This is a genomic window from Psychrobacter alimentarius, assembly GCF_001606025.1.
GTDB classification, from domain to species: Bacteria; Pseudomonadota; Gammaproteobacteria; order Pseudomonadales; family Moraxellaceae; genus Psychrobacter; species Psychrobacter alimentarius.
Map to the genome: position 1 here is coordinate 2,621,686 of NZ_CP014945.1, position 12,957 is coordinate 2,634,642.

General features: G+C 45.3%; 13 protein-coding genes. 10 read left to right on the top strand and 3 right to left on the bottom strand.

Annotated features, from left to right (window positions below):
* Positions 1-6: 6 nt before the first annotated feature.
* The 10 genes from A3K91_RS10755 to A3K91_RS10800 all read left to right on the top strand — a co-directional run bounded on the left by A3K91_RS10755 (position 7) and on the right by A3K91_RS10800 (position 10,314).
* A complete protein-coding gene (locus A3K91_RS10755; RefSeq protein ID WP_062845257.1) occupies positions 7-1,368 on the top strand; it encodes a YjiH family protein in 1,362 nt (453 codons plus the stop codon).
* 126 nt (positions 1,369-1,494) lie between these two features.
* Positions 1,495-3,057, top strand: coding sequence for a histidine ammonia-lyase (hutH, locus tag A3K91_RS10760; RefSeq protein WP_062845258.1), 1,563 nt, complete (start codon positions 1,495-1,497; stop codon positions 3,055-3,057).
* Positions 3,058-3,095: 38 nt separating this feature from the next.
* Positions 3,096-4,130, top strand: coding sequence for a formimidoylglutamase (gene hutG / locus A3K91_RS10765; RefSeq protein WP_062845259.1), 1,035 nt, complete (start codon positions 3,096-3,098; stop codon positions 4,128-4,130).
* 162 nt (positions 4,131-4,292) lie between these two features.
* Positions 4,293-5,597, top strand: a complete 1,305-nt coding sequence (gene hutI / locus A3K91_RS10770; RefSeq protein ID WP_062845988.1) for an imidazolonepropionase — start codon at positions 4,293-4,295, stop codon at positions 5,595-5,597.
* A 604-nt stretch (positions 5,598-6,201) separates the two neighbouring features.
* Entirely contained in the window at positions 6,202-6,564 is a 363-nt protein-coding gene (locus A3K91_RS10775; RefSeq protein WP_062845260.1) for a roadblock/LC7 domain-containing protein, read from the top strand.
* A gap of 87 nt (positions 6,565-6,651) precedes the next feature.
* Positions 6,652-7,146 carry a PAS domain-containing protein gene (locus A3K91_RS10780; RefSeq protein WP_062845261.1) on the top strand — a complete coding sequence of 165 codons (495 nt, stop codon included), beginning with the start codon at positions 6,652-6,654 and terminating at the stop codon, positions 7,144-7,146.
* 3 nt (positions 7,147-7,149) lie between these two features.
* The gene (locus A3K91_RS10785; protein ID WP_062845262.1) at positions 7,150-7,899 is read left to right on the top strand and encodes a PhnD/SsuA/transferrin family substrate-binding protein; all 750 of its coding nucleotides are present in this window, start codon (positions 7,150-7,152) and stop codon (positions 7,897-7,899) included.
* Positions 7,900-7,999: 100 nt separating this feature from the next.
* Positions 8,000-8,617, top strand: a complete 618-nt coding sequence (locus A3K91_RS10790; RefSeq protein ID WP_062845263.1) for a hypothetical protein — start codon at positions 8,000-8,002, stop codon at positions 8,615-8,617.
* Positions 8,618-8,658: 41 nt separating this feature from the next.
* Positions 8,659-9,273 (top strand): hypothetical protein, encoded by a 615-nt coding sequence (locus A3K91_RS10795; protein WP_062845264.1) that lies wholly within the window; start codon positions 8,659-8,661, stop codon positions 9,271-9,273.
* 369 nt (positions 9,274-9,642) lie between these two features.
* Positions 9,643-10,314 carry a class I SAM-dependent methyltransferase gene (locus tag A3K91_RS10800; protein WP_062845265.1) on the top strand — a complete coding sequence of 224 codons (672 nt, stop codon included), beginning with the start codon at positions 9,643-9,645 and terminating at the stop codon, positions 10,312-10,314.
* 28 nt (positions 10,315-10,342) lie between these two features.
* Here the strand turns inward: A3K91_RS10800 and A3K91_RS10805 are convergent, their stop codons facing one another.
* From A3K91_RS10805 to A3K91_RS10815, 3 genes are read right to left on the bottom strand one after another with little or no spacing between them, the layout of a single operon-like run.
* On the bottom strand, positions 10,343-10,915 hold the full coding sequence (locus tag A3K91_RS10805; protein ID WP_062845266.1) for a GNAT family N-acetyltransferase: 573 nt from the start codon (positions 10,913-10,915) through the stop codon (positions 10,343-10,345).
* Positions 10,916-10,946: 31 nt separating this feature from the next.
* Positions 10,947-11,639 carry a nucleotidyltransferase family protein gene (locus A3K91_RS10810; protein WP_062845267.1) on the bottom strand — a complete coding sequence of 231 codons (693 nt, stop codon included), beginning with the start codon at positions 11,637-11,639 and terminating at the stop codon, positions 10,947-10,949.
* The gene (locus A3K91_RS10815; RefSeq protein ID WP_062845268.1) at positions 11,632-12,933 is read right to left on the bottom strand and encodes an XdhC family protein; all 1,302 of its coding nucleotides are present in this window, start codon (positions 12,931-12,933) and stop codon (positions 11,632-11,634) included. The genes A3K91_RS10810 and A3K91_RS10815 overlap by 8 nt, the downstream gene beginning before the upstream one ends.
* Between the last annotated feature and the right edge of the window lie 24 nt (positions 12,934-12,957).

Here is a 12,957-nt window from a genome sequence, read left to right on the forward strand (position 1 = left end):
GATAACATGATTGAACAAAATACGGCTGCCCACCTCAATGATGGGACAACGCCTCCACCTGAGAAACTGTTATCCAAGTCTTTAGCACTGATACAGCTTATTGTATTTAGTACCATTGGACTTGTAATGTTTTTTGTGCCTTTTACCATCGGCGAAAAAAGCACGATCTTGTTCGATCATGGCGCGACCTATCTTGTCAATCAGCAGCACACCTTATCTGTCACCTTGTTATTTTTGTTGATGATTTTTGGGGTTAGCAAGCCTTTTATAGATGGCTCATGGCGTAAAAATATCACGCATAAAATTTTGACTGTATTTAAGATTTTAGGTCTCATTTTGGCAGTAATGTACATCACAGGTACAGCGCCTGCCTTTATGATGGAAGCGGATATGTTGCCGTTTTTATTTGAAAAGCTGGCCTTACCTGTTGGTATGATTGTGCCACTTGGCGCCTTAATTTTGGCATTCTTGGTCGGTTTTGGTTTGCTTGAGATGGTAGGTGTATTGATGCAACCCATTATGAAACCTATCTGGAAAACGCCTGGCACATCTGCCATCGATGCGGTGGCTTCTTTTGTGGGTAGCTACTCGATTGGTCTACTGATCACCAATCGCGTGTATCTACAAAAACAGTATTCTGCGCGTGAAGCCATTATTATCGCGACAGGCTTTTCTACGGTATCGGCCGCATTTATGGTGATTGTGGCAAAAACACTCGGTCTGATGGAATTTTGGAATCTGTTTTTTTGGTCAACGCTGGTGATTACCTTTATCGTCACTGCCATTACCGCTCGTATTCCACCAATTAGCCTCTTTGATGATAACGTTGATCGTCCAGACCTCAATCACGAACGGGGCAAACGTTTAGCAGCAGCGTTTGATTTGGGTCTATCCACGTCTCGTCGCGCCACCGACCTCAAGCATATTTTATGGTCCAACTTTCGTGATGGATTGATCATGGCAGCAGCCATCGTGCCTTCTATTATCGCGGTCGGCCTGACGGGTCTGTTGTTGGCAAAGTATACGCCAGTGTTTGACGCCTTAGGGTTGCTGCTCTATCCATTTACGTGGTTGGGCGGATTGCCAGAGCCACTTGTGGCTGCCAAAGGTATGTCAGCGGGATTGGCTGAAATGTTCTTGCCTGCTCTACTGCTGAGTGAAGCTGATATGTTGACACGTTATGTGGCTGGCGTTATCTCCATTAGTAGTGTGCTGTTTTTTTCCGCTATGATTCCGTGTGTACTGGCGACCGAGATTCCCCTTTCTGTGGGCAAGATGGTTATCATTTGGTTTGAACGTGTGGTTCTGAGCATCTTGTTGGCTGCCGCCTTTGGACAGCTGGCCATGTATATGAACTGGATTGGTTAAAACAAGCCAGAAGCTTTGCAAAATTTATCCCAGTAACACTTATCTTCTGTCTAAATTGTATTTGCTATAAACCTTGTATCAATAAAAAATATTATTAATATCCCTTATAAAATTAGGATTATCCTCATGACTGCTATCAAACAACTAACCCTAAACCCTCGCCAGCTTAGTTTTAAGATGCTACGCGATATCTACGATCATCCAGTCGCTCTGACCTTGCCTGACAGCGCTTATGAGGCGATAGATGCGTCACACGAAGATGTACGTACCATCATTGCCCGTGACAAAAGCGCTTATGGGATCAACACGGGTTTTGGTCTACTAGCGAAGACACGTATCAGTGACGATCAACTTGAGCTGCTTCAGCGTAACTTGATTGTCTCTCACTCAGTGGGTACAGGTGACGCGTTGCCAGACAACGTGGTTCGTCTCATCATGGTAATGAAAGTTGCTAGCCTAGCACAAGGGGTGTCTGGCGTACGTCGTGAAGTGGTTGATAGCTTACTTGGCTTAATCAACAATCAGATTACGCCGAATATCCCAGCCAAAGGTTCCGTTGGCGCGTCTGGTGATTTGGCTCCCTTGTCACACATGACGCTTGCAATGATGGGCGAAGGTCACGTCTATGTCGATGGCAAAAAGATTCTTGCCGCAGATGCCTTAGCTCAGCATGGACTTGAGCCCATCACATTGGCTGCTAAAGAAGGCCTTGCGCTCATCAACGGTACACAAGTATCAACCGCGCTGGCACTACGTGGCTATTTCTTAGCGCGTGATTTGCTCGAAACGGCAACCATCGTCGGCTCACTGTCGATTGATGCCGCCAAAGGCTCAGATGCGCCGTTTGATGCTCGTATTCATGACGTACGTGGTCATCATGGTCAAATCGAAATCGCCAAAGCACACCGCGAGCTTATCAAAGGCAGTGCTATTCGTGCCTCGCACGATGGCGAACAAGATGATCGAGTACAAGATCCTTATTGCTTACGCTGTCAGCCGCAGGTTATGGGTGCTTGTCTTGACATCATCAACCAAGCAGGGAAAACCCTGCTCATCGAATCAAATGCGGTGACAGACAATCCGCTTATTTTTAATAACGAAGATGGTCCGGTCGCTATATCAGGCGGTAATTTCCATGCTGAGCCTGTCGCCTTTGCCGCTGATATTTTAGCCTTGGCAATCGCCGAGATTGGTTCTATGTCTGAGCGCCGAGTTGCGTTGCTAATTGATGCAACTTTATCGGGTGGCTTGCCGCCATTCTTGGTTGATAACGCTGGGGTGAATTCAGGCTTTATGATTGCTCACGTCACCGCAGCAGCGCTTGCCTCAGAGAATAAATCTATCGCTCATCCAGGCAGTGTTGATAGCATTCCAACGTCTGCTAATCAAGAAGACCATGTCTCGATGGCAACCTATTGCGCACGCCGCCTATATGAGATGGCACAAAACACGGCCACCATCATCGGTATTGAGCTACTAGCAGCAGGTCAAGGTATCGACTTCCATCGTGGGCTTGAGACGTCAGAGCCTTTAGCAGTAGCACATAAAAAGCTACGCGAACAAGTTACCTTTTATGATAAAGACCGCTACCTTGCACCTGATATTGAAGCGGCAAAACAGCTGGTTTTAGACGGTACGCTTGCTGAGCATTGGCAAGAACTGCGTAGTGACTGGTACGAATCAAAATAAAAAGTCGTTAAGTTTATGTTAGAAAAAGGAGGTCTTTGATGACCATAGCAGCAGTTAGCCACACTGTCGCCGATATGAACCGATGGACAGGGCGCGCAGAGCCATTTGAGACCGACCGCGCCCGCTATTGGTATCAGCTTGCTGAACCTTATGATCAGCAACACATTGGGCTGATTGGCTTTGCCTGTGATCAGGGCGTTAGACGCAATCAGGGGCGTGTGGGTGCCAAAGCAGCGCCGCCTTTGATTCGTCAAGCCTTTGCTGCGCTGCCAGTCATTTCTGCCTTGCAACAACGTTTTGAGATTCAACTGCCCTCATTACTTGGTGATGCTGGCGATATTCATTGTCATGACGACGATGGCCTTGCCGAGAGTACACTTGAGCAAGCTCAGCTCAAATACGCCGATAAGGTCAATCACATTATTGAACAAGGCGGCTTGCCGATTGGGCTTGGCGGTGGTCATGCCATTGCTTATGGCAGTTTTTTGGGATTGTGGCAAGCGTTAGAAAAGACAAACGGTACGACTGTCAGCACACACACAGCGCCGACTATTGGAATTATCAACTTTGATGCGCACCTTGATATTCGTCAGTCTGATGTGGCGACTTCTGGCACACCGTTTCGCCAAATTGCAGAGCATCTTGACGCTCACGGTCAACCGTTCCATTATTGCTGCATTGGTGTCAGCCGATTTTCGAACACGGCCGCCCTCTTTGATCGTGCCGAGCAATTGGGTGTACATATTATCAGTGATGAAGACTGTCATCAGCAGACATGGGATAGCCTTGCCGAGCAAATTGATACGTTTATTAGTAAAGTCGATGTGCTCTATATGACTATTGATATGGACTGCCTACCATCAAGCGTTGTCCCTGGTGTCAGTGCGCCAGCCGCTTATGGTATTGAGCTCAGTTTTGTTGAGCGCGCCGTCAAACGTATCATGGCGTCGGGCAAAGTAAAAATAGCAGACCTTGCTGAAATCAATCCTACGTTTGATGTCGATAATCGTAGTTGTAAGGTCGCTGCTCGACTGCTGGCGACCATTAGCGAGCAACATTTGCTCACGTTATAGTCGATACTCAATAATATTGATACACGACATTAGAATGCAGGACTGGTACAAATTTTTCTTGTTTGCTGTGCCTTCGCAAACAGAAGCGATAAAAATTTACTCTAGTCCCGCTCAGTATTTTTTATATTTCACCTGACGATCAGTATGAAGCAGGAGCTTATTATGCCCAACTCACACACACAGCAACTCAGTGATGACACTATAACCTCGTTTGATCACCTTATTATCAATGCCAATATTGCCACGTTTTCAGCACAGTATGGTTTTGGTATCGATACCAATGAGCATGCTGATAATACCCCATACGGTCAGTTAGAGAACGCCGCCATCGGTATTAAAGACGGCAAGATTGCATGGGTTGGGGCTCATGAGCAAATCGCTACTCATCTGCTTCATTATCAAGAGAACCAAGTCACAGACGCAGATGGTCATTGGATAACCCCTGGGTTGATCGACTGTCACACTCACATCGTTTACGGCGGCAACCGCAGTAATGAGTTTGAAGCCCGTTTGCATGGTTCCAGTTATCAAGATATTGCCGCTCAAGGTGGCGGTATTGTCGCAACCGTCAGCGCCACCCGCGCGGCCAGTATTGAAGCGTTATTTATCCAAAGTGAAAAACGCCTGCTTGCACTCATCAAAGAAGGCGTCACCAGTATCGAAATCAAGTCCGGCTATGGCTTGGATTTGGACACTGAACGCAAAATGCTCACCGTTGCGCGCCAGCTTGGTAAAAAACACAACATTCATGTAAGTACGACTTATCTGGCCGCCCATGCCTTACCGCCTGAGTACAAAGCCCGTGCGGACGATTATATCAAGCAAGTCTGCACATGGCTGCCAATCTTGCATGCAGAAGGATTGGTCGATGCAGTTGATGGGTTCTGTGAAAATATTGCGTTCAGTAGCGAACAAATCAGACGCGTTTTTGAAGTCGCGCGCTCATTAGATTTGCCAGTTAAACTGCATGCTGAGCAGCTCTCAGACATAGGCGGTAGCGCGTTGGTTGCGGAGTATCAGGGATTATCCAGTGACCATTTAGAACACCTGTCGGAGGACGATATCAAAAAAATGGCGGCCAGCAATACGGTGGCGGTGCTGTTACCCGGCGCATTTTATACTTTGCGCGACACCAAGCTGCCACCGATTGATGCCCTGCGAAAACACAACGTACCGATGGCGATTTCAACCGATTGCAATCCTGGTACGTCACCATTGACCTCGCTGTTATTAGCAATGAACATGGGCTGCACCTTGTTTTACCTCACCCCTGAAGAAGTATTGGCAGGTGCAACCATTCATGCGGCACAAGCCTTAGGGTTAACTCAAAAAGGTCGGATAGAAGTTGGCTGCGATGCCGATTTGGCGCTATGGGACATCACTCGCCCTGCCGATCTGGCGTATCAAATAGGACTCAATCCTAGTGCAGGCATAATGTCTCAAGGTCAATGGCGCAAAACAGTATGATCAATAGCGCTTTATGTATATAGTGAGTCCTAAATAAAAAAGGTACAACAATGATAATGGACTGCTAACGATATATTTTTGTAGCCTCTGTCTGCGAAGGTTTAGCAAGCGAGAAAATATGACGTTGGTAGCACTGTATGTATTTTATATTGGACTGACCATAGTCATTCAAAAAGCCCCAGTCACTAAATGATTGGGGCTTTTTACTTACACAAAACCGTACATTTTTGCTAGGCCACAGTGAATTTACTTTAAAGCCAATACCGTATTTAGCCCCATAACGCATCACGCATCGATTATATTCTGAACTAACTATATTGCTAAAAATTAGGTGGTAAGGAGAGCGCATACAAGTCCCACAATGATCTACACCCTACTCATATAACTCCTTATTTTCTCTCAGCTTTCTCTTATAAATAATAGACTCAAAGGTAACGAATAAAAGATAAAAGGTAAAAAATGTCAAAATTTTTCAATTAAATCGAAAATTACTATATCAATATTATTAGTAAGGAATTACAATACCCTATTAATGATGAGGGTATTTTTGGCTAACGCTATTATTTTATAAATACAAACCGACAACCAGTACAGAGAAAGCGATATGCGTACAGATTCGTTCCAGCAAATTTTGGAAGATTTAAACAGCTCATCAGCGGATGTTGAAGCATCTGCCCTAATTTCTAACGATGGTCTTATGATCGCCTCAGCACTGCCAACTGGCATTGACGAAGACCGCGTTGGCGCGATGTCAGCGGCTTTATTGTCATTGGGTGATCGCGCTGGTCGAGAGTTGGCACGCGGTAGTATCGACCGTATTATGATTCAAGGGGAAAAGGGTTACGTGATTATGACGTCATCGGGAGAAGAAGCGGTACTCACCATTATGGCAAAACCAAATGCGAAGCTCGGTTTGATTTTTTTAGACATCAAACGCGCCTCAGAAGCCCTTGCAAAACTTATCTGATAAGTGTTTTTAGGTTTTTATCGATAAACACTTCAGCAGATTGGTTTTTTGATCATGATGAACATAACGATAACGGAAGGATATACTATGGGCGCTCCCACTCCTGATGCACACAAGCCTGATATGCCTGCCAAGCAGGTTACCTTGACTTATTATGATGGCCACTCGCGCACGGTCTATGATACTGACGTCGAACGTGCCTATCCTGATGGCAAATTAATTGTATCGCGCACGGATTTAAACGGTGTTATCACGCACGTCAACGATGCCTTTGTTGAGATTAGTGGCTACGATATCGATGAATTAATCGGTCAGCAGCATTACATCTTACGTCATCCTGACATGCCAAAAGCGGCGTATACAGACCTATGGCAGACTGCTGCTTCTGGACAAAAATGGCATGGCTATGTCAAAAACTTATGCAAAGATGGCAGCCATTATTGGGTCTATGCGACGGTCGTGCCGAACATTCGTCGCGGTGAAACCGTCGGCTACACCTCAGTACGCCGCAAGCCATCACGCAGCAAAATTGACGCGGCGATGACTCAATACGCCCAAATGAAACAAAACGAGGAAGGCTAAATCATGACGACACACAATATGTTAATCGCCCCTGATTTTTCGCCTGAACGTTTTGCAGGCTGGCACATGTTCAACACCTTGATACAAAAACGTGCCAATCTCAATATGCATCTGAACATACCAGCGTCACATGCTGAGCAAACACAAATCATCGATGCAGGTGACATTCAAATCATTTATGCCAACCCTTTTGACGCAGCCACTTTGATCCGTGAGCAAGGATATCGCGCCGTCGCTCGTCCCATCGGCAAGTCTGATGAAATGGTCATTGCGTCAGCTGCAAATAGCGATATCAGTCGCTTAGAAGACATTCAGGCGGGCGCGACTATCGCCATGGCAGACAACCGCGATGTCAAACTGATCGGCTTACGATTATTAGAAGCGGTGGATCTTGAGGAAGCTGATCTGAGTTGGGACATCACCGAAACCTACCAAGCAGCCGCGCGTAAGGTTATCAAAGGAGAGGCACAAGCCGCTTTTTTCTTGGCAGAGATTTTTCATAGCTTTTCACGCTTAACCAAAACCCAATTGTCCGTCCTTATCGAAAGCGATCTGGCTGATATCAGCCATGTGCTGCTCATCAAAGAAGGGTTTCCTGATACACAGATTTTTATCGAGGCCATTCTCAATTTGCATAACGATGATGATGGCAAAGAGGCCCTGGCTGAGCTTGGTATGCCTGAAGGGTTTGAGGCCATGAGTGAAGAAGATGGCGAATTTATGATCGACTTGATGCAAACCTTGCTTGACTAGCCACTCATTGATAAATTTTTTCTACGTTGAATCATAGTCTATTGTACTCATACCAGCCAAAGCGGTCACAGTGGCTATGATTGAGAGGATGCTATTAATTATGTCTGATGTCGATCTGATCAAAGAAAATGAGAAGGAAATACACCGAGTATTTCGTTTGTACTCGCGTAAAGTATTTTTGGCACCCAACAACCGTCATTTTCATGAACAACGTATCAATGCTGCTCTACTCCTGACCGAAAAAGAACCACTACAAGGGGCGGTTGCTGATTTTTTTTATGGTTGCTGGTATGACATTCCCTATGATGTAAATAACCTTTTTACCCGTATCAAAGATCGTTTGTATCCGCACGTACAGCAAGGGTTTCGCGATTGTATTGATAAAAAAAGATATATTCAACGCAATAGCATGCTAGCGACCCGCTGGAGTGTTTTGGTCTCGCCTTCGCTCAATGACCAAAAACAGCGATTGCGTATCAGTAGTGATGATGCCAAAGAGATATCCAAAGACATCACAAGCGAGCTGATGCAAGCGCGAGACAACAAAGACTGGGGCACGATAGAACAAATCGAAAATGAATTTTTTGCCCATTGTATCGCGCGCCATGACCGCCTTGCTTTCTCTTTGGTTTGGTTTCGTTTGGGAAAAAGCGACTGGCAATTTGATGAGCGCTGGAACCACTGTCAGCAGCATCTTGATCAAACCGTTCAACCCTAATTCATTTGTTATCTCACACTTTTATCCCAATGGTAGCCACTATGTCTTCTTATTTAAATGCTGATAAAACCTATCTGACTCTGACACCAGCGGGTATTTTTGAGGCATTTTCACAAAGTGAACCCACTGATGAGCAGCTGTCATTACAAAACCTGCTGTCTTCTCCCCAGACCTTGCTTGCCGCAGATTGGCTTGCGCGCTATTCAGATACGTGGTTACAGCGCTTTATAGAACAAGGTTTGATTGAAAAACTATCCCTTCTCTTACCTGCTCCTAATCTGCCACTGGATCAATTTTTGCCTTATGTGGTTGCCAGCTTATCAGGTAAACGTCGTGCCGCCATTGGCTCTGACGAAGGATTTTGTTTGGCACGCATTGGTTATAGTCAAGAAGAAGCGGACATGCTAAGTGTGGCAGCCGCTGATTTTTCAGGCTTTATGCTCCGGCAAAAGCAGCGCGGATGGGCAGTAGAAAGCCAAGCCATCTCGTTTTTTCAGCAAGTCGATTTACTCATTCCTGAAACCAGCTTTGTGTTTTTATGGATTGATGGTGCAGGCTACGTACTTATTATTGATGGTGAGCCTTTGACTAATAGTCGTGCTTTTGTAGAATTGGTATGGGCACTAAAGACATCTGGCTTAAGGTTTATTAACTAACTCTGTTATATGATTTAGGCGTTGGCTCTGGCTATTCTATCGTTTAGCTCTCTCTTTTATCCCTTATGAATGCCTCCAGTCATTAAATAGACGCATTTCTTTCCTTTAGAATATTGTCGATTTTATTCAAAAAGAGTACAGTCATTCTGGGCCAAATTTTCCGTAGTAATAAGAATGCGCTGAAAATTAACAAAAACTTAGCAAAGGTTAAGTCATACTGTATTCACTATTTAAATCCATTTTTCCTTCTATCAAAAATTTCAAACGCTCAAACCATATCCTTACCGACTACATCCTTACCAACTACCCTCATCGAAAGTGGCAACTTTTGCCAAACCTTGCATTCTTGCTTATTTTTTAGGACAGTTTATGACTTCGCTGACCACTGTGCGCGTGCGTTATCAAACGATTGAAATTGGCAACACCGACATTCACATTTGTACGTTGCGTGACAATCAACAATTTAGCGATCCTGATGATGAAGCATTGAATTTAGGTATCTGCTCTGCCTCTTGGCCGATGTTTGGGGTGATATGGCCATCTAGCTTGGTACTTGCCAATCATATGCTCAATTATGACATTGCGGGCAAACGAATATTGGAGGTGGGCTGCGGCATGGCATTATCCAGCTTGCTGCTCAATCACCGACATGCCGATATCACAGCGACTGATTATCATCCAACGGTAGAATATTTCCTCGATCGCAACACCACGCTGAATAATAATAAAGAAATCAATTTTGAGCGCTTAGATTGGGCAGAGGACAATAGTCATCTTGGGAAATTCGATATCATTATCGGTAGCGATTTACTGTATGAAGACCAACATATCGATATTTTGGCCGAATTTATCGAGCGTCATGCGCTGCCAACTTGTGAAGTCATCGTTGTTGACCCTGGTCGTGGCCGCAAAAACAAACTGACTCATAAAATGACCGAGTTTGGTTTTAGCAATCGTCACGTCCGCCCAGAAAATACAACTTATCTTGAGATGCCGTTTAAAGGGCATATTTTGACGTTTTTGCGCGATAACGCAGGTTAAATAGCGTACAAGCTGTCAGCAAGCAGAATCAAGAGCTGACCGTGTTTTGCCATTGTTGCCGAGTTATCTTGTACAGTACATGCTCAGCAAGTCGATGATTCACAGCCAGCGCAGGATGATAAAAATTGTCCTGCATCTTTGTCATACCAATACGCTGCATAATGAGTTGTGAACGTTTATTAATGACAGCGGTAAACGAGACAACCTCATCAAGTACCAGCTCGGTAAAAGCAAAATCTAACGCTGCACGCGCGGCTTCAGTCGCATAGCCTTGTCCCCAGTAGTCTTTGCGAAGTCGCCAAGCGATTTCGACAGCAGGCGCAAATGACATATCTGCATGTGTCTCGTTTAAACCGACAAAGCCGATAAAAGCATCCTGTTTTTCTACGTCGTTTTTTAAACCAACCGCCCACAACCCCCAACCTTTGTCTTCAACCAGTTGCTGGCATTTTTTGGCAATCGTATCGCTCACCGTGCTTGATAACAACTTGGGAAAGTATTTCATCACCTCAGGATCGGCATTTATTTCCGCAAATATCGCAAAATCACTTGCTTGCCACTGTCTAAGGCATAAACGGTCTGTTTCTATCACATGTGGCATGTTTGTCTCTTAAGATTGATACTATTTTGATTCAGTCAAGCCAGCCTTTTTGCTGGGCATAAGCCAGCTGCTCGGGCGTATCGATATCATAGCTGAGCTGGATATTGGTTACGGTACTGATTTGACTCGCCGGCAGCGCTCTGATGAATTGGCGCAGCCCTTTGTCACCCGTCAATGCTGATTGCCATTGTTTAAGCAGACCCTCATCAATAACTAATGGCAATCCAGCGATAGTTTTTGCTGATGAATTGACTAAAGCATCATCATCTAAGTACCTTTTGTCCGTATGCGCCCAGCTATGATAACCGCTCGCCACCACAGGCTGTTTACCAGCCAGCAGTGCCGCTAGATGCAATTCATCAAGTCGTATCTGATCGATACCCATGATTAATACTCGCTCAACCGGCACGTTTACGTCACCTAACGCCTCAATGCCCAAATACAAACTGTGTGCCATTCCCGTCTCGGGCTGTGGATTTACAACCATTCGAATAATAGGATATTGTATAGCCAAGTCAGCAACAGCATCCGTTATCGCTTGATGATGATCAGGAATAATCACGATAATGTCTTGCGGCTGCGTGGTCACTACCAGTTTGAGCATAACACGAATAAGCGCTTCGCCCTCTTTACTCAGCAGTTGCTTTACTTGACCTAAACGCTGACTAAGCCCGCTTGCCAATATAATAACGGCATGATTGGATGTCAGTGAATGATCAAGCATTTGCAAACGCAGAAGAAGCAATTTCAGATTTTGAAAATTCGGCAGGTGGCGATTGCTCATGCATCACTGCATTGATCTGTGCCAAAATCCCAAGTGCCAACGCTTCAGGTCCATCACCGCCTAATTTATAACCGATCGGATAATGTATCTTACGAATACCATTGACCAAAGTTTGAGGATCAGCCTTAGTGGCGCTAATCTCGTTAATTAGACGCTCGGTGCGATAGCTCGGCCCCAACTGCCCTAAATACTGATACTGCTCAGGATGCTCTAACAACACATCCAAACGTGCACGGTCTTGACTCAGGCTGTGCGACATCAAAGCAACGGCAGCATTACGACTCAATTTAAGTAGTTTATCCGTATTTTCTAATGGCAAATGCATCACAACATCTGCCTGAGAAAATCGCGCACGCGTCGCGTATTGTGCGCGGCTGTCTACAACTGTCACATGCCAATCTTGCAGTTTTGCCATCGTGACTAGTGGTATCACATCGTTACCTGCTCCGCAAACGAGCAAACGGATTTGTGGCTGCAATCGCTGTATGAGCCACTCTGTTGATACGTCTGCATCTTTCAAAACGACGTACTCAGTGTTTTTATTAGATATCTCATATTCCGCTAATGCGTCAATCATGTTGGCAAGTGTGCTTGACACAGTAGGTTCCGTGAGAGATGACGCTTGCTCAGGCATAATAACGCCTAACTGTCCTGATTCACTGACTTCATTCAGGATAATGCGCATACCAATTTGCAAATCAGGCATGTGCTGTCCACTGTCAGAACGAATCAAAGTAGCAATGGTGACAGGCTCTTGAGTACGGCGAACTTGAGTAATCGTTTCTAACAATGGTTTTGCACTTGCTAAACGCTCGAACAACACATGAACCCGACCATTACAGCCTAGACCAAAATTCATCTCATCCAGCTCGTTGATGTCATCTTCCCAATCATTAGATGTGTTATCGCCCAAAAACTCATCGTTCGCTACGTGAGCGCTTTGCTCTGTTTCTTTTGCTTCTCCATTGTCTGTGTACTCAATGTCTTCGCCTGTTTGATAGACTTGGACGTTGGCACCATGACGCGTGAGCCAAAATGCCCGTTTGATAATATGTGGCTCCAAACAACCACCACTGATCATCCCAACGGAACGCCCATCCTCACAGATCAGCATCATCGCACCAGCACGGCGATATGCCGATCCTTCGGTGTGGACAACCGTCGCCAATACAGCATCGACATTTTGCTGCTGAGCCTCGCCTGCCAGCTTAAGAATGTCAGCAATTTGATTCATAATGCCTCTTTTTTGACCTATTTT